Source organism: Kribbella sp. NPDC051952 (genome assembly GCF_040680855.1).
Taxonomy (GTDB): domain Bacteria; phylum Actinomycetota; class Actinomycetes; order Propionibacteriales; family Kribbellaceae; genus Kribbella.
The window spans coordinates 284,671-302,093 of sequence record NZ_JBFAXQ010000004.1; the positions used below are offsets into that span (position 1 = coordinate 284,671).

The following is a 17,423-nucleotide window of genomic DNA, read 5'->3' on the forward strand; positions in this document are numbered from 1 at the left end:
CTCCACAACTGAACGGGACACCTCTTGACTGACACCAAGCTCCGCTGGGGAATCCTCGGGACCGGCAACATCGCCGCGCGCTTCGCCAGCCAGGTGCCGACCTCGCCGACCAACTCGGTCGTCGCGGTCGGCAGCCGGTCGCTCGACTCGGCCAACACCTTCGCCGACAAGTGGGACATCGCCAACCGCCACGGTTCGTACGACGACCTGCTCGCCGACGAGACCGTGGACGCGGTATACGTGGCCACGCCGCACCCGATGCACGTCGAGTGGGCGATCAAGGCCGCCGAGGCCGGCAAGCACGTGCTCTGCGAGAAGCCGCTCGCGATCAACAAGGCCTGGGCCGAGGCGATGATCGAGGCCGCGGTACGCAACGACGTCTTCCTGATGGAGGCGTACATGTACCGCTGCCTGCCGCAGACCAAGCTGGTCGCCCAGCTGGTCCGCGACGGCGAGATCGGCACGGTCCACCAGATCCAGGCGACGTTCGCGTTCGCGTCGGCATTCCGGGCCGAGTCGCGGATCTTCGCCGACGACCTGGCCGGCGGCGGCATCCTCGACGTCGGTGGCTACCCGGTCTCGTACTCCCGGCTGATCGCCGGCGCCGCGATCGGGCAGCCGTTCGCCGACCCGGCCGCGGTGACCGCGGTCGGCCACGTCGGCGAGACCGGTGCCGACGAATGGTCCGTGGCGACGCTGTTCTTCGAGGGCGGCGTGACCGCTCAGGTGAGCACCGGCGTACGGCTGCGCGACCAGAACCAGGTCCGGATCTTCGGCAGCGAGGGCTACCTGGTCATCGAGGACCCGTGGTTCGGCGGCGACGGTGAGCCGACCCACGTGACCCTGCACAAGGTAGGGGAGGAGCCGCGGGACATCTCCGCGGACCCGGCCCTGATCTACGCAGCCGAGGCCGAGGCAGTTGCCGCGGCGATCGAGCAGCGGCAGGCGCCCGAGATGAGCTGGGCCGACACCCTCGGCAACCTGACCGTCCAGGACGCCTGGCGGGCCGCGATCGGGCAGCAGTACGCGAGCGAGCGGGACGACGCGATCATCCCGACCACGACCGGACGGCCGCTCAAGCGCCGCGACGACGCCCCGATGACGTACGGGCGGGTGCCCGGGCTGGACAAGCAGGTCTCGCGACTCGTCATGGGTGTGGACAACCAGCAGACGCTGACCCACGCGGCGACGATCTTCGACGACTTCGTCGAGCGTGGCGGTACGACGTTCGACACGGCCTACATCTACGGCCGGGGCCGGGGCGAGACGCTGCTCGGGCAGTGGATCACCTCGCGCGGCAACCGGGACGAGATCGTTGTCATCGGCAAGGGTGCGCACACGCCGCACTGCGACCCCGAGTCGATCACCTCGCAACTGAACGAGAGCCTCGAGCGGCTGCAGACCGACCACCTCGACCTCTACCTGATGCACCGCGACAACGAGGAGATCCCGGTCTCCGAGTTCGTCGACGTCATGCACGACCATTACAAGGCCGGCCGGATCAAGGCGTACGGCGGCTCCAACTGGTCGCTCGAGCGGTTCGACGAGGCCAACGCGTACGCCGAGGCGAGCGGCAAGCAGCCGTTCACCCTGCTGAGCAACCACCTCAGCCTCGCCCGGGCTTACGACGTACCGTGGGCCGGGTGCAGGCATGTCTCGGACGATGAGTCGCAGGCCTGGTTGCGGGAGCGGCAGGTTGCGCTCTTCCCGTGGTCGAGCCAGGCGCGCGGGTTCTTCACTGGACGGGCCAAGCCGGAGGATCGGTCGGACGAGGAGCTGGTGCGCTGCTTCTACTCCGACGACAACTTCCGTCGCCTCGACCGGGCCCGGGAGCTCGCGGCCGCGAAGGGTGTCGAGCCGACCGCGATCGCGCTGGCCTGGTTGCTGCACCAGCCGTACCCGGTCTTCCCGCTGATCGGCCCGCGGCACATCAGCGAAACGCGGACCTCGACACCCGGTCTGTCGGTGACACTCACCGACGAGGAAGTGGCCTATCTCACTGCCTGATCGGGCGTTCCCAGCCGAATTGGTCGGGCGCCGACCCACATGTAACATGGTCTGTCGGTGTCACGACCCTGAACACGGAGAATCATGTCTAAGAAGTGCGATGTCTGCGGCAAGCAGCCGACGTTCGGCAACAGCGTTGCCCGCCTGGGTAAGGGTGCAATGATCCGCCGGGTCAAGGCTCGCACGCCCCGGCGGTTCAACCCCAACATCCAGCCGGTCCGGGCGCTCATCAAGGGCACCCCGACCCGCATGAAGGTCTGCACGTCCTGCATCAAGGCCGGCAAGGTCCAGCGCGTCGTCGGCTGACCCAGCTTTTCTTCCGTGTAGGGCCTGACTAGGCGCCCGGGATCACCCCGGGCGCCTATTCGCGTTCCGCGATGACCGTGATCTCGTTCCGGTTGTGGTGCAGCTGCCGGGCGTGCAGTACGGCGTACTGCTGCCGGAGCACGTCCAGACCACGCCGGGCACCGTCGAGCGGATTCTTCCCGCCGCCCTTGAGCGTGACGACCGCCAGCGCGCCTCGGCGCAGATGCGTCGCCGCGTCGACCATCATCCGGGCGCTCAGCACCTGATCCATCCGCATGTCGTTCACCGCGACGTCGAACCGCAACCGATTCGCCGCGAAGAACCGTCCGGCGGTGGTCGCCTCGTGATGGATCCGGCGATCGCCTCGCAGCCGTGGGTCCAGCTCACCAGGATCAACAGACCACACCTCCTGCCCATGCTGCCGCAGGATCCGCGTCCACCCACCCGGCGAGGCGCCGAGATCGACCGCCTTCCCACCGGCCGGCAGTTCCAGCCCGAAGGTCGCGATCGCCTCCTCCAGCTTGAACTCCGACCGAGAGACCCGCTCGTCGGCCCGGGCCAACCGCATCCGCCCACCCGGCCAGTCCGACAGGCTGTCCGCCAGCCGGTTGACGCCCAGGAGCACCGCTCGGCGGCCGGCGAAGCACGAGACGACGTACTCCTGATCAGAGCGGGTCACGGCCACTCCGCGCTCGGTGAGCGCGTGCTCGATCCGGTGGTAGTAGGTCCCGCCGGTGGCGGCGCTGTCGGTCCAGGCCTGCACCGCGAGTGCCCTGGGGTACTCGGGCAGCTCAGCCAGAATCAGGTCGGCCAGCTCGTAGTCGGGTGGCAGGTCCTCGAAGCTCCCGATCTCGGTGGTCAGGTGGCGCACGAACATGATCCGCCCGGCGTCACACGCCTGGGCCAACTCGTGCACCGAGGGACCGGTGACGCGACCGAGGTCGCCACTCACCCGCTCGATCCGCACCTCGCGGCCGAACTCGCCGCGGACCTCTCGCACAGCCCACTCGTAACTGTCGGCCGCGACCGAGAACAACACACTCACCCCCGAACCCTAGCGGGACCGGTTAGCCTTCCGGGCGTGGAGGAACTGACCGTCGAGGTGTTGCGGGCCTGGGCTCGGACCGCGCTGGCCGAGTTGGGCCGGGCGCGGACCGAGATCGACGAGCTCAACGTGTACCCGGTCCCGGATGGCGACACCGGGACCAACCTCTACCTGACCTGGGAGGCCGCCTGCGACGCGCTCCCGCGCGGCGAGCTCACGTTCGCGGAGGCGGTCCAGGCGTTCGGGCGCGGCGCGCTGCTCGGCGCCCGCGGCAACTCCGGCGTGATCACCTCGCAGCTCGTCCGCGCCTGCGGTCTCCGCCTCGCCGAGAACCTCCCGCGGCAGCAGGAGGACGGCGTACTCGCGGATCCCCGCATGAGCGAGCCGGTTGCGTTCGCGGATGCCCTGAAGTACGCCGCAGACGCCGCGTACGGCGCGGTCGCCCAGCCGGTCGAGGGGACCATGCTCACCGTCGCCCGGGCCGCCGCCACCGGTGCGATGACGGCCGCGAACGACGGGAAGAGCCTGGCCGACGTGTGCCTGGCAGCCGTCGCGTCCGCCCGGCAGGCCCTCACCAAGACCACCGAGCAGCTCGACGTCCTGCGTCGCGCGGGCGTCGTGGATGCCGGGGGAGCGGGCCTGGTGGTGATCCTCGGCGCGATGGAGTCGGTACTGACGGGACAGGTCGTACGGGTCGACGTACCGGCGCGGGTCGAGCCACAAGGTGAGGGCGCCGAGCGGCACGACGGACCGGCGTACGAGGTGATGTACCTGCTGGACGCGCCGGACGACAAGATCGGGGACTTCCGGCAGAACCTCGTGACGCTGGGGGATTCGGTCGTCGTGGTCGGCGGCGACGGGCTCTGGAACGTCCACGTGCACAGCGACGACGTCGGCGCCGCGATCGAGCAGGGCATCGACATCGGCCGTCCGCATCGGATCCGGGTCACCCATTTCGCTGACCAGACGCATCAGCACGAGCCGATTCCGGGGCGGGCGGTAATCGCGGTCGTTGCGGGCGAGGGGCTGGCCAACCTGTTCGGCGAGGCAGGCGCGCACGTCATCAGGGGCGGTCCGGGCCGGCGATGCTCGACCGGCGAACTCCTGCAGGCGATCGAGCGGTCGAAGGCGCCGGAGATCGTGATCCTGCCCAACGACAAGGACTCGATCGCGGTGGCCGAGGCGGCCGCGACCGCGGCCCGGCAGGACGGGATCCGGGTCGCCGTGATCCCGACCCGGGCCCAGGTCCAGGGCCTGGCAGCGATCGCCGTCCACGACCCGGAGCGCAGCTTCGACGACGACGTCGTACACCTGTCGGCGGCGGCCGGACAGACCCGGCACGGCGCGGTCACGATCGCGGTCAAGGACGCCTGGACGATGGCCGGCCGGTGCCGGATCGGCGACGCCCTCGGGGTGGTCGACGGCGACTTCGCCCTCATCACCGAGGACCTCGGGACCGCCGCCCGGGAAGTGGTCGACCGGCTGCTCGGCGGCGGTGGCGAGCTGCTCACGATCGTCACCGGCCAGGACGCGGACCCCGCGCTGGCCGAGGCGATCGAGCGGCACGTCCGCCGGAACCGCAAAGATGTCGACGTCGTGGTGTACGACGGAGGACAGGACAGGTACCCGCTGCTGATCGGGGTGGAATGACTGGTGTTGGAATGATTGGCGACATGGACCGGAAGCTCCGCGACTTCCTGGGTGCCAAGACGGCGAAGTCCTTCGCGGACGTGCTCGCGATCGAGACCGTCGGCGAACTCCTGCGGCACTACCCGCGCCGGTACCTGAAGAAGGGCGAGCTGACGCCGTTCGACGAGCTCGAGGTCGGCGACCAGGCGACCGTGAACGGGCGGGTCAAGAAGGTCACCGTGCGGTCGCTCGACACCAAGGCCGAGATCCCGCTGACCGACGTGCAGAAATGGACCCGGCGCAAGACGCTGACCAAGGTCGTCGTCACCGATGGCCGGCACGACCTGGAGCTCGCCTTCTTCAACCAGCCCTGGCTCGCGACCAAGCTGACCCCGGGGACGGCCGCCCTGTTCTGGGGCGAGGTGACGATGTTCCGCGACATCATGCAGCTGAAGAGCCCGGGCACCGAGATCCTCGACGACGAGGACCTGTCCGAGGCCGAGATCGAGCGTCGGGCCCGGCCGTTCCGGCCGCTCTACCCGGCGACCGCGAAGTTGCCGACCGCAACGATCGAGCGGTCCGTGAAGATCGTCCTGGACAGCCTGGACGAGCATCTCGACGACCCGATCCCGGAGCTGATCCTGCGCAAGGAGAAGCTGCTCGGACTGCGGGAAGCCTTGCAGCTGGTGCATCTGCCGGATACCGAGAAGGACATCAGCCAGGCGCAGAACCGGTTCCGGTTCGAGGAAGCGCTGGTGATGCAGACGATCCTGGCCCAGCGTCGCGCGGTCACAGATGCGCTGAACGCCGTACCCAGGCCGCGGACCGAGGGCGGCTTGCTGGACGAGTTCGACCAGCGGTTGCCGTTCAAGCTGACCGAGGGTCAGGCTGAGGTCGGCGAGGAGATCTTCGCGGATCTGGCCCGCCCGCACCCGATGCACCGGCTGCTGCAGGGCGAGGTCGGCTCCGGCAAGACCGTGGTCGCGCTGCGGGCGATGCTGTCGGTCGTCGACAACGGCGGCCAGGCGGTCCTGCTTGCTCCGACCGAGGTGCTCGCGACGCAGCACCACAAGACGCTGACCAGGATGCTTGGTGAGCTGGCCGAGGCGGGGATGCTGGGTGGTGCGGACCGGGCCACGAGGGTCGGTCTGCTGACCGGATCCCTCAACGCGGCAGCCCGGCGTACGGCGATGCTGGACGCGGCGAGTGGTGCCGCCGGGATCGTGGTCGGGACGCACGCGTTGCTCGAGGACAAAGTGCAGTTCGCCGATCTCGGGCTCGTGGTCGTCGACGAACAGCACCGGTTCGGCGTCGAGCAGCGGGCCGCCCTCAGCCAGAAGTCGGGGGAGAACACCCCGCACGTGCTCGTGATGACGGCGACGCCGATCCCGCGGACGGTCGCGATGACAGTGTTCGGCGATCTCGCCGTCTCGACACTGACCGAGTTGCCGGCCGGACGGTCGCCGATCCAGTCGTCCGTGGTCCCGGCCAAGGAGAAGCCCGACTGGCTGCAGCGCGCCTGGACGCGAGTTCGCGAGGAGGTCGGCAAGGGCCACCAGGCGTACGTCGTCTGCCCGCGGATCGGGGACGACGTGAAGAACGCGGGCGACGAGGAGGGCGAGTTCGCCGCCGGCGAGGAGGACAAGGGCACGAAGAAGCAGGCCCGGCCGCCGATCTCGGTCATGCAGGTGGCCGACGCGCTGGCCGAGATCCTGCACGACCTGCGGGTGGAGATCCTGCACGGGCGGCTGCCGGCCGACGAGAAGGACGCGGTGATGACCCGGTTCGCGGCCGGCGAGGTCGACGTACTGATCGCGACCACGGTGATCGAGGTCGGCGTCGACGTACCGAACGCCTCGACGATGGTGATCATGGACGCCGACCGGTTCGGGATCTCCCAGCTGCACCAGCTCCGTGGCCGGGTCGGACGTGGCCGGGTGCCGGGGTTGTGCCTGCTGGTTACCGACCTGTGGCCTGGTTCGAAGTCGTACGGGCGGCTCGATGCCGTCGCGTCGACCACGGACGGGTTCGAGTTGTCGCGGATCGACCTGGAGACGCGGCGTGAGGGCGACGTACTGGGCGTGGCTCAGTCGGGCCGCCGGACCAGTCTGAAGCTGCTCAGTGTGCTGCGGGACGAGGAGATCATCTTCACCGCGCGACACGTGGCGAACTCGATCGTCTCGGTGGACGCGGAACTGGCCGAGTACCCGACGCTGCGGTCCTTCGTCCGGAGCGCGCTGGAGTCCGAGACGACCGAGTATCTGGAGAAGACGTGAGCCGGATCGTCGGGGGAGTGGCCGGCGGGCGGCGGATCGTCGTACCGGCGGGGAGTGGGACACGCCCGACCGCGGATCGGGTCCGGGAGGCGCTGTTCTCTTCGCTGGAGTCCGAGTTCGGCAGCTTCGACGGACTGGCCGTGCTCGACCTGTACGCCGGATCCGGGGCGATCGGGCTCGAGGCACTGTCCCGGGGAGCCGCGACGGTCGTGCTCGTCGAGTCGGACCGGAAGGCGGCCGAGGTGATCACGGCGAATGTCCGGACCGTCGGGCTGCCCGGGGCGACTGTGCTCACCCGCCCGGTCGAGAAGGTCACAGCGGGTGACAGTCCGGCTGTCTTCGACCTGGTTTTCGCGGATCCGCCGTACAAGCTGGAGACGGTCGAGCTGCAGGACGTGCTGATCGCACTGGCCGGGAACGGCTGGCTGGCCGACGACGCGGTGGTCGTGGTCGAGCGGGGTAAGCGGGAGCCGTGGGAGTGGCCGGAAGGGTTCGCCGCGCTGCGCGATCGCAAGTACGGCGAGGCCCGGCTTTGGTACGGTCACCGCCATGGCTAAGGCAGTCTTCCCGGGGACGTTCGACCCGCCCACGAACGGGCATCTGGACATCATCGGCCGGGCTGCCGCCGCCTTCGACGAGGTGATCGTCGCGGCCGGGGTGAACCAGTCCAAGGCACGCCTGTTCGACCTGGACGAGCGGCTCACGATGCTGACAGAGCTGGCCAAACCGTTCGCCAACGTCCGGATCGGCACCTTCGAAGGGCTCCTGGTCGACTACTGCCGGGCCGAGGGCGCGGGCGTGATCATCAAGGGGCTCCGCTCGGCCGCCGACTACGACTACGAGCTCCAGATGGCCCAGCTGAATCACGCCATGACCGGGGTGGATACGATGTTCCTGCCGACCCGCGCGGAGAACGCCTTCGTCTCGTCCAGCTGGGTCAAGGAGATCGCCAAACTCGGTGGTGAGGTGGCCTCTTTCGTGCCCGCCGGCGTTCACGCGCGGTTGCTGGAGAAGATCTAGGATGACCCCGAATTGGGCGACTGGCCGCGGAGTTGGTAGTGTTGATCACCGGTCTCGACGAGACCGAGTTCCTGCCTGCCCACGCCTGAAAGGGATGTTCTGAGCGTCTTGGACCCGCGGTCCCCACTCGTGATCGATACGCACGAGCTGACACGCCGCGCCGGGTCCCAACGCGAAGTCACCTTCACGGCGCCGGCGCCGGCAGATCTCGGAATCGACGTGATCGGTGTCCCCGAAGGCGATCCGATCCAGTTCGATCTACGGCTGGAATCGGTGGTCGAAGGGGTCCTCGTCACCGGAACGGCCCGCGGCCGACTGGTCGGGGAGTGCGCGCGGTGCCTGGTCGATATCGAGGACGAGTTCCTCGCTGACGTCCAGGAGCTGTACGTCTACCCGGAAAGCGAAGCCGAGCCGGACGAGGCCAGCCGGATGGAGGGCGATCTGATCGACCTCGAGCCGGCGCTGAGGGACCAGGTGGTGCTCGCGCTACCGTTCCAGCCGTTGTGTACGGACGACTGTCCGGGTCTGTGCCCCGAGTGTGGGGTGCGCCTGGCCGACGAGCCCGGCCACAAGCACGAGGACGGGGGCGACCCACGATGGGCAGCCCTGGGCAACCTGCTCCAGACTGACGAACGACCGCAGGACAACTGAACACCGAATACACGCCAGCCAGCCGGCCGGGTCATGCACCCCCGGCCGAACTTAGGAGTCATAACCGTGGCCGTTCCGAAGCGGAAGATGTCGCGCAGCAACACCCGCAGCCGCCGGGCCCAGTGGAAGACCACTGCCCCGTCGCTGGTGACCTGCGTGAACCCCGCCTGCCGCGCGAAGCACCTGCAGCACACCGTTTGCCCGACCTGCGGCCAGTACGGCGCGAAGGGCGAGCGTCGCCAGGTCGTCGAGAGCTAAGAGGCACCAGCCAGTGAATTCGGTCAACCCTGAGTTGATCTCCGACGGGGGAATCTACGCCGAGCTGAACCAGCGGCTCGGCGTAGCGCTGGCTGACAATTTGCTGGAGCACGCCTTCACCCACCGCTCGTACGCGTACGAGAACGGTGGGCTGCCGACCAACGAGCGGCTGGAGTTCCTCGGGGACTCCGTGCTCGGTGTGATCGTCACGGAGTCGCTGTTCCGGAACCACCCGGACCTCTCTGAGGGCCGGCTGGCCAAGCTGCGCGCCGCAGTGGTCAACATGCGCGCGCTCGCCGGGGTCGCCCGCGATCTCAAGCTGGGCAAGTACCTGCGGCTCGGCCGCGGCGAAGAGGCCACGGGCGGTCGCGACAAGTCGTCGATCCTGGCCGACTGCGTCGAGGCTTTGATCGGCGCGGTCTACCTGGACCGCGGTTTCGAGACCGCCGGTCAGGTCGTGCACACGCTGTTCGACGACCTGATGGAGTCGTCGGCCCGCCTCGGTGCCGGCCTGGACTGGAAGACCTCGCTGCAGGAGCTGGTCGCCCAGCTCGGCGTCGGCGTACCCGAATATGTGATCGCGGAGTCCGGCCCGGATCACGCCAAGACGTTCGAGGCGCGGGTCCGGATCGGGTCCGACACCTACGGGCACGGCATCGGCCGGAGCAAGAAGGAAGCCGAGCAGCAGGCCGCGGAGACCGCCTGGAAGGCGCTCCGGGCCGCTCACCCGGACAGCACGGACCCCTCGCAGCAGCCCTGAGGTGCCTGAGCTTCCTGAGGTAGAGGTCGTACGCCGGGGTCTGGCGGAGTTCACCACCGGCCGGACCATCGACGCGGTCGAGGTCCTGCACCCCCGCCCGGTACGGCGTCACGCCGCCGGGCCGGACGACTTCGTGGCACGGCTCAAGGGGCAGGTGTTCACCGAGCCGGCCAGGCGCGGGAAGTACCTCTGGCTGCCGCTGGAATCGGGCGACGCGGTCCTCACCCATCTCGGCATGAGCGGTCAGTTCCGGGTCCAGCCGGTCGGCGCGCCCGACGAACCGCACCTACGGGTCCGGTTCCGGTTCGCCGACGACGGTGGAGAGGTCCGGTTTGTGGACCAGCGGATGTTCGGTGGTCTGTCCTATTCCGAAGGCGGTGCGGAGCTGCCCCCGGAAATCGCGCACATCGCCCGCGACCCGTTCGATCCTCTGTTCGATCCGGAGGTTTTCGTGGCCGCGGTCCGGCGCCGCAAGACCGGCCTGAAGCGAGCCTTGCTGGACCAGACCGTGATCAGCGGAGTGGGCAATATCTACGCTGACGAAGCGTTGTGGCGGGCCAAGCTGCACTACGCCCGGGCCACAGATTCGCTGAAACCCTTACAAATAAGGGAGATCCTGCGGCACGCCCATGAGGTGATGGCCGCGGCGCTGGACGTCGGCGGGACCAGCTTCGATGCCCTGTATGTCAACGTGAACGGGGAATCCGGCTATTTCGAACGCGGCCTGAACGTCTACGGACAGGAGGGTTCGCCGTGTCCCCGCGACGGCCGGCCGATCCGCCGCGAGCCGTTCATGAACCGTTCGTCCTACCGGTGCCCGAAATGTCAGCCGGTTCCGCGCCACGTCCGCTGGTGAGCGAGGTATCGTTAATAAACGTGGCCCAGGTTGACCGTCGGCTCTGCCGGTGACACCCTGAAAGACGGCACACTTTTTCGGCGCTCCTCATCGTGACCAGCAACCAGGGGCGCAACAGGCCAGAACCCTTCCGGAGGACAGCACAATGGCCAAGGCTCTTCTAGGGCATCTTGGAGGCACTGACCCGCGCATGCTTGAGCAGGTTCGTCTGCTCAACCGGCGTGTCGCCGATCTGGAGGCGCACGTGATGCGCCTGCAGGCAGAGAACGACCACCTCGTCGCACAGGTCCACGAGGGCCGGTTGCTCACAGTCGACGAGGCGCTGCGCGCCCCCGCTTCGGTCTGAGACCCAAGCCGCGACAACAGAGTTCCACCTCTACCGTCCGCACTACCACGGCGGTGGCCCCCGTCCGGGCCTCCGCCGGTTGTGTGTTCACTCAATGTTGTGCGCCCAGATCTATCGCCGCCGACTCTTATCGGCTGGCCTCCGCAGGTTCGCGTGCAGGTGTTTGTAGACTGCGAAGCGGAACTACTTCCCCCGGGTAGCGGCAGCGTTACGTGCAGTTATGACGGTTCCTTCGGTATCGTCTGTCCTTTCACGGGTTGGAGAGCATCGCTTTGTATCTGAAGAGCATGACGCTCCGAGGCTTCAAATCCTTCGCGTCGGCCACGACGATGAACTTCGAACCGGGCATCACCTGCATCGTCGGCCCGAACGGCTCCGGCAAGTCCAACGTCGTCGACGCCCTCGCCTGGGTCATGGGCGAGCAGGGCGCCAAGTCGCTGCGTGGCGGCAAGATGGAGGACGTCATCTTCGCCGGCACCTCCGGCCGCGCCCCGCTGGGCCGCGCCGAGGTGGTCCTCACCATCGACAACACCGACGGCGCGCTGCCGATCGAGTACGCCGAGGTGACGATCAGCCGGACCATGTTCCGCAACGGCGGATCCGACTACCAGATCAACGGCCAGAACTGCCGGCTGCTCGACGTACAGGAGTTGCTCAGCGACTCCGGTATCGGCCGCGAGATGCACGTCATCGTCGGCCAGGGCCAGCTCGACTCGATCCTGCGCGCCACCCCTGAGGGCCGGCGCGGGTTCGTCGAGGAGGCGGCCGGTGTCCTGAAGCACCGCAAGCGCAAGGAAAAGGCGATCCGGAAGCTGGAGGCCACCGAAGGCAACCTGCACCGGCTCGGGGACCTGATCACCGAGATCCGTCGCCAGTTGAAGCCGCTCGGGCGCCAGGCGGAGGTGGCGCGGCGGGCGGTGACGATCCAGGCCGAGGTCCGGGACGGCCGGGCCCGGCTGCTCGCCGACGACATCGTCCAGGCGCAGTCGGCGCTGGAGGCGGAGCTTCGGGACGAGGCCGCGCTGACCGAGCGCCGGACCGAGACCGAGGCCAAGCTGCGCGAGGCGCGTGAGCTGGAGGCCGAGCTCGAGGACGCACTGCGCGAGGATGCGCCGGCTCTGCAGGCCGCCCAGGACACCTGGTACCAGCTGTCCGGCTTCGGCGAGAAGATCAAAGGCACGGCGCGGATCGCGGCGGACCGGATCCGCTCACTGAACGATGAGGCCGAGGACGGGCCGCGCGCCGGGCGGGACCCGGACGAGCTCGAGCTCGAAGCTGCCCGGGTTCGCGAGACCGAGGCGCAGATCGAGGCCGAGGTCGAGGCGCACTCCGAGTTGCTGGCCGAGGCAGTCGAGCGGCGCCAGCAGTTGGAGGCGCAGGAGTCCGAGGAGGAGCGTCGGATCTCCGCGCTGATCCGGGCCGCCTCCGACCGGCGTGAGGGCCTGGCCCGGCTGACCGGCCAGGTGAACGCGCTGAAGAGCCGCGCGGCCGCTGCCGAGTCCGAGATCGGCCGGCTCGCTACCAACATGCGTGAGGCCGAGGCCCGCGCCGCCAAGGCACAGCACGACTTCACCGCGCTGGAGACTCAGGTCGCCGGTCTGGATGCCGGTGAGAAGGGCCTCGACGACCAGTTCGAGGCGGCTCAGGCCGTGCTCGACGAGATGGACGAGCGCCTGGCCAAGCTGCGGGCCGAGGAACGTGACGCTGAGCGTGAGCGCACCGGTCTGGCTGCGCGGAAGGAAGCCCTGGAGCTCGGCCTGAACCGCAAGGACGGCGCCGGCGCTCTGTTGGCCGCCTCCGAGCAGGTCAACGGGCTGATGGGCTCGGTGGCTGCGCTGCTGAGCGTCCGGTCCGGGTACGAGACCGCGATCGCGGCCGCGCTTGGTGAAGCCGCTGACGCGGTCGCCATCACGCACGCCGACGCCGCACTGCAGGCCGTCGGCCACCTGAAGCAGCACGATCTCGGCCGGGCCGGGATGCTCCTGGGTGACGCGCCGGCCGACGATTTCGCGATGTGGCCGGCGCTTCCGTATGGAGCGTCGTACGCCGTCGAGGTTGTGGAATGCCCGGAGACGCTGCGGCCCGCGTTGCGGCGGCTGCTGCGCAAGGTCGCCGTGGTGGACGACGTCCCGGCGGCGCAAGCGCTCGTACGGAATCTGCCTGACGTCACCTGCACGACCCGGGCGGGCGACGTACTCGGGGCTCACTTCGCGTACGGCGGTTCGGACGCGGCGCCGAGCCTGATCGAGGTGCAGTCCGCGGTCGACGAGGCGTCCGAGAAGCTGATCGAGGCGACGGCGCGGAGCGAGCGGCTGCGGTTCGAGCTGGCCGGGCTGGAGCAGGAGCGGACCCGGCAGAAGGAGTCCGTCGAGATCACGCTGGCTCGGCTGCACGAGTCGGACGCCGCGATGGCGGCCGTCGCCGAGCAGTTGGCGCACTTCGGGTCGCTGGCCAAGGCGTCCCGTGGTGAGGCACAGCGGATGGCTGAGGCCATCGCTGCGGCCGAGGAGGAGCGGGACAAGAACCTCTCCGGCCTCGCCGAGCTCGAGGAGCGGCTCACCGACGCCGAGCAGTTCGACGAGGACGGCGACGAGCCGGACACGTCGGAGCGCGATCGGCTCGCGGATGCGGCCAAGGCGGGCCGGGCGACCGAGATGGAGGCGCGGCTCGCGCTGCGGACCACTGAGGAGCGGGCCCGGGCACTGTCCGGGCGGGCCGATTCGCTGGAGCGCGCGGCGCGGCAGGAGCGGGAGGCCCGGGCTCGGGCGATCGCGCGGGCCGAGCGGCGAGCCCGGCAGGCGGAGGCGGCGCAGGCCGTGCATCTGGCCGCGGGTCACGTGCTGGCCCGGCTGGAGTCCTCGCTGCAGCTGGCTTCGTCCGAGCGATCGGCGATCCAGGCGCAGCGGGCCGACCGTGAGCAGGCCTTGTCACAGTCTCGGTCGGCGACGCGGAATCTGAGCTCCGAGCTGGAGCAGCTGACCAACACCGTGCACCGGGACGCGCTGGCGCGGGCCGAGCAGAAGATGCGGCTCGAGCAGCTGTACGAGAAGGCGCTCGGCGAGATCGGGATCGAGGTCGACGCGCTGGTCGCGGAGTACGGCCCGGACCAGCTGGTGCCCCCGCTGCCGAAGGACGGCGAGGACGACACCCTCGAGCTAGAGGGCGAGCCGTTCAACCGGACGAAGGTCGAGAAGCGGCTGAAGCAGGCCGAGCGCGCGCTCAACCAGCTGGGGCGGATCAACCCGCTCGCGCTGGAGGAGTTCGAGGCGATGGAGGAGCGGCACAAGTTCCTCTCCGAGCAACTCGAGGACCTGCGCAAGTCCCGCCGCGACCTGATGGACATCGTCAAGGAGGTCGACGAGCGGGTCGAACAGGTCTTCACCGAGGCCTACCGCGACGTCGAGACCGCCTTCGAGCACGTCTTCAGCCGGCTGTTCCCCGGTGGTGAGGGCAGGCTCGTGCTGACCGATCCGGACGACATGCTCGGCACCGGTATCGACGTCGAGGCCCGCCCGCCGGGCAAGAAGGTCAAGCGGCTGTCGCTGCTGTCCGGTGGCGAGCGTTCGCTGGTCGCGGTCGCGTTCCTGGTGGCGCTGTTCAAGGCGCGCCCGTCGCCGTTCTACATCCTCGACGAGGTCGAGGCCGCGCTCGACGACACCAACCTCGGCCGCCTCCTGGAGATCTACGAAGAACTCCGCGAGAACAGCCAGCTCCTGGTCATCACCCACCAGAAGCGCACCATGGAGGTAGCCGACGCCCTGTACGGCGTCACCATGCGCGGCGACGGCGTCTCCGCCGTAATCTCCCAACGCATCCGCGAACCCGAACCGGTCTAGCGAATCGGCGTAGCACGCTGTGTCTCATCGCGCTACGCTGGTGGTATGAAGATCATCACCCAGCGGGAGTTCCGCAACCACTCTGCGGCGGTGATGGATGCGGTCGAGGCCGGAGAGACCTACCACATCACCCGCAACGGCACAGAGGTCGCTGAGTTGCGTCCGCTGCAGCGGCGACGGCGATTGAGTGCCCAGGAGTTGGTGGCTCGGCACCGTCGGCTGCCCCGGGTCGATGCTGCTGCGATGCGCCAGGAGGCGGACGAGGTCTTCGGGTCTGAAGACAGAGTGGGCGACGACGACCCGTGGGAGCGCCGCGGTGAGTGATCCGGCCGCCTCCGGCGTGCTGGATACCTGCGCCTATCTTGATCTCGATCTGATCGATGCCGAGGTGCTGCCGGACTATCCCGAACTCACCGCCGTGACCCTGGCGGAGCTGCATCAGGGCGTCGCGATGGCCAAGGATGCGGCCACCAGAGCCGCTCGGACCGAGGTGCTGGGGGCTGCCGTCGCCGAGTTCGAGCCGTTGCCGTTCGACGGTGACGCCGCCGCGCGCTACGGCACGCTGGTGGCCCTGGTGATCGCGGCCGGCCGGGATCCGCGACCCCGGCGGATGGACCTGATGATCGCGGCGATCGCTTCGAGCCGTGGCCTGCCGCTCTTCACCCGCACCGCGGCCGACTTCAAGGGACTCGACAGCGTACTGACCGTCCGCTCGGTGTGACGTTTGCGTAAAACGAGACGACCGGTCATATTGGGGGTATGGCGCGGCGGAGTATGAAGGAAGAGATTCTTGGGGCCGGGGTGGACCTGTTCCTGGAGAAGGGGTTCAATGCGGCCGGGGTGAAGGACATTACCGACCGGGCCGGGGTGCCGAAGGGGTCGTTCTACAACCACTTCGAGAGCAAGGAAGCGCTCGCCACGGTCGCCCTCGAGCGGTACGGCGAAACCCGGCGGCTGACCGATCTCGCCAACCGGGAGATTCCGCCGCTGGAGCGGATCCGCCGGCACTTCGAGTTCCTTCGGGACGAGTTGCCCGACTTCGCGCGTGGGTGCATGTTCGGCAACTTCAGCGCCGAGGTCGTCGACCACAGTGAGCCGCTGCGGTTGCGCGTCCACGACAGCCTCAACCTGTGGTCGACCCTGCTCGCGGACGCGATCGCCGAGGGGCAGGCGGCGGGGGAGATCCGCGGCTCGCTCGATCCGCAGCAGACCGCGCACTATCTGACCAACGCCTGGGAGGGCACGCTGCTGCAGATGCGCGCGGACAAGAACCCCGATGCCTTCGACGTCTTCTTCGCCGTCACGTTCGACGCTCTGCTGACCTAGTAAAGCCACCCCTCAACCGGGGTGGCTTTCTCATACCCATCTCAAGATGACCGACCGTCTTAAGGAGCAACCTATGACCACCTACCGTGCGATCGAAGCCGTCGAGGACGGCACCTTCACGCTGGTCGAGCGCGAACTCACCGCCCCAGGTGCCGGCCAGGTCCGGATCGCCGTCGAGGCGTGCGGCGTCTGCCACAGCGATGTCGTCGGCGTGCACAACCTCTTCGGCAACCACCCGGCCGGGACGGCGATCGTCCCCGGTCACGAGGTGGTCGGCCGGATCGACGCAGTCGGCGATGGGGTGACCACCTGGACCGTCGGCCAGCGCGTCGGTGTCGGCTACCTGGCCGGCCCGTGCGGCGTGTGTGCGAACTGCCGCCGCGGTGATTTCGTCTACTGCTCGAACCAGCCCATCACCGGCGACACCATCGACGGCGGGTACGCCGAATCCCTGATCACGCCGGCGAGCGGACTGGTCGCCGTACCGGAGGAGTGGGACGCGGCTGAGGCTGCGCCACTGTTGTGCGCGGGGATCACGGTGTTCAACGGTCTGCGGAAGGGCGAAGCGCGACCTGGAGATCTCGTTGCGGTGCAGGGGATCGGCGGGCTCGGGCACCTCGCGATCCAGTACGCCGCCAAGCTCGGGCTGCGGGTGGTTGCGATCGCACGGGGCGAGGAGAAGCGGGAGCTGGCGCTGAAGCTCGGCGCGAGTGAGTACATCGACAGCGCGGCCGTGGATCCGGCCAAGGCGCTCCAGGAGCTCGGTGGTGCCCGGGTGATCGTGGCGACCGCCGCCAGCGGTGCCTCGATGACGCCGCTCGTCGACGGTCTGGGCCTGCGCGGCAAGCTGATCGTCGTCGGCGCGGCCACCGACCCACTCGAGGTCACGACCGGATCGCTGATCTTCGGCGGCCGCTCGATCGAGGGATCCCTCACCGGCACCCCGAGCGAGAACGAGGAGAACCTCACTTTCGCCCTCGCCAACGACGTTCGCCCCATGGTCGAGCGAGTCCCGTTGGACCAGGCCGCCGATGCGTACGCCCGGATGATGTCCGGCGCAGCCCGCTTCCGCATGGTCCTCATGACGGAAGCCTGATCCAGGGGCGG

Annotated in this window: 17 protein-coding genes; 16 read left to right on the forward strand and 1 reads right to left on the reverse strand. The window is 68.8% G+C overall.

Annotated elements, in window-relative coordinates:
• Window positions 1–24: 24 nt before the first annotated feature.
• Together AB0L70_RS10685 and rpmB are read left to right on the forward strand one after the other, a co-directional pair.
• Entirely contained in the window at window positions 25–2,007 is a 1,983-nt protein-coding gene (locus AB0L70_RS10685; protein WP_363682363.1) for an aldo/keto reductase, read from the forward strand.
• 84 nt (window positions 2,008–2,091) lie between these two features.
• Window positions 2,092–2,313 carry a 50S ribosomal protein L28 gene (gene rpmB / locus AB0L70_RS10690; protein ID WP_132153237.1) on the forward strand — a complete coding sequence of 74 codons (222 nt, stop codon included), beginning with the start codon at window positions 2,092–2,094 and terminating at the stop codon, window positions 2,311–2,313.
• A 55-nt stretch (window positions 2,314–2,368) separates the two neighbouring features.
• Here rpmB and AB0L70_RS10695 read toward each other — a convergent pair whose 3' ends face one another.
• Window positions 2,369–3,358: an SAM-dependent methyltransferase gene (locus AB0L70_RS10695; protein ID WP_363682365.1), complete on the reverse strand. Its 990-nt coding sequence runs from the start codon at window positions 3,356–3,358 to the stop codon at window positions 2,369–2,371.
• Between the two features lie 36 nt (window positions 3,359–3,394).
• On the opposite strand from AB0L70_RS10695, the gene AB0L70_RS10700 reads away from it, so the two are divergent.
• The 14 genes from AB0L70_RS10700 (at window position 3,395) to AB0L70_RS10765 (ending at window position 17,412) form a co-directional block, all read left to right on the forward strand.
• Window positions 3,395–5,008 carry a DAK2 domain-containing protein gene (locus AB0L70_RS10700; RefSeq protein WP_363682367.1) on the forward strand — a complete coding sequence of 538 codons (1,614 nt, stop codon included), beginning with the start codon at window positions 3,395–3,397 and terminating at the stop codon, window positions 5,006–5,008.
• Window positions 5,009–5,031: 23 nt separating this feature from the next.
• Entirely contained in the window at window positions 5,032–7,263 is a 2,232-nt protein-coding gene (gene recG, locus AB0L70_RS10705; RefSeq protein ID WP_363682369.1) for an ATP-dependent DNA helicase RecG, read from the forward strand.
• A complete protein-coding gene (gene rsmD, locus AB0L70_RS10710) occupies window positions 7,260–7,820 on the forward strand; it encodes a 16S rRNA (guanine(966)-N(2))-methyltransferase RsmD (protein WP_363682371.1) in 561 nt (186 codons plus the stop codon). Before recG ends, rsmD begins: the two co-directional genes overlap by 4 nt.
• A complete protein-coding gene (gene coaD / locus AB0L70_RS10715) occupies window positions 7,813–8,283 on the forward strand; it encodes a pantetheine-phosphate adenylyltransferase (RefSeq protein WP_363682373.1) in 471 nt (156 codons plus the stop codon). The genes rsmD and coaD overlap by 8 nt, the downstream gene beginning before the upstream one ends.
• A 129-nt stretch (window positions 8,284–8,412) precedes the next feature.
• Complete coding sequence (locus tag AB0L70_RS10720; protein WP_363682375.1) at window positions 8,413–8,934, forward strand: DUF177 domain-containing protein; 522 nt, start codon at window positions 8,413–8,415, stop codon at window positions 8,932–8,934.
• A 66-nt stretch (window positions 8,935–9,000) separates the two neighbouring features.
• Entirely contained in the window at window positions 9,001–9,192 is a 192-nt protein-coding gene (gene rpmF / locus AB0L70_RS10725) for a 50S ribosomal protein L32 (RefSeq protein WP_077012766.1), read from the forward strand.
• Window positions 9,193–9,256: 64 nt separating this feature from the next.
• Window positions 9,257–9,952 (forward strand): ribonuclease III, encoded by a 696-nt coding sequence (gene rnc, locus AB0L70_RS10730; RefSeq protein WP_363682676.1) that lies wholly within the window; start codon window positions 9,257–9,259, stop codon window positions 9,950–9,952.
• A gap of 1 nt (window position 9,953) precedes the next feature.
• Window positions 9,954–10,808, forward strand: coding sequence for a bifunctional DNA-formamidopyrimidine glycosylase/DNA-(apurinic or apyrimidinic site) lyase (gene mutM, locus AB0L70_RS10735; RefSeq protein WP_363682377.1), 855 nt, complete (start codon window positions 9,954–9,956; stop codon window positions 10,806–10,808).
• 190 nt (window positions 10,809–10,998) lie between these two features.
• A complete protein-coding gene (locus AB0L70_RS10740; protein WP_233712037.1) occupies window positions 10,999–11,154 on the forward strand; it encodes a hypothetical protein in 156 nt (51 codons plus the stop codon).
• Between the two features lie 272 nt (window positions 11,155–11,426).
• Window positions 11,427–14,990 (forward strand): chromosome segregation protein SMC, encoded by a 3,564-nt coding sequence (gene smc, locus AB0L70_RS10745; RefSeq protein ID WP_363682678.1) that lies wholly within the window; start codon window positions 11,427–11,429, stop codon window positions 14,988–14,990.
• A 45-nt stretch (window positions 14,991–15,035) separates the two neighbouring features.
• Entirely contained in the window at window positions 15,036–15,314 is a 279-nt protein-coding gene (locus tag AB0L70_RS10750; protein WP_363682379.1) for a type II toxin-antitoxin system prevent-host-death family antitoxin, read from the forward strand.
• Window positions 15,307–15,711 carry a type II toxin-antitoxin system VapC family toxin gene (locus AB0L70_RS10755; RefSeq protein WP_363682381.1) on the forward strand — a complete coding sequence of 135 codons (405 nt, stop codon included), beginning with the start codon at window positions 15,307–15,309 and terminating at the stop codon, window positions 15,709–15,711. Before AB0L70_RS10750 ends, AB0L70_RS10755 begins: the two co-directional genes overlap by 8 nt.
• Before the next feature lie 38 nt (window positions 15,712–15,749).
• Entirely contained in the window at window positions 15,750–16,316 is a 567-nt protein-coding gene (locus AB0L70_RS10760) for a TetR family transcriptional regulator C-terminal domain-containing protein (protein ID WP_363682383.1), read from the forward strand.
• 73 nt (window positions 16,317–16,389) lie between these two features.
• Window positions 16,390–17,412: an alcohol dehydrogenase gene (locus AB0L70_RS10765; protein WP_363682385.1), complete on the forward strand. Its 1,023-nt coding sequence runs from the start codon at window positions 16,390–16,392 to the stop codon at window positions 17,410–17,412.
• The last annotated feature ends 11 nt before the right edge of the window (window positions 17,413–17,423 follow it).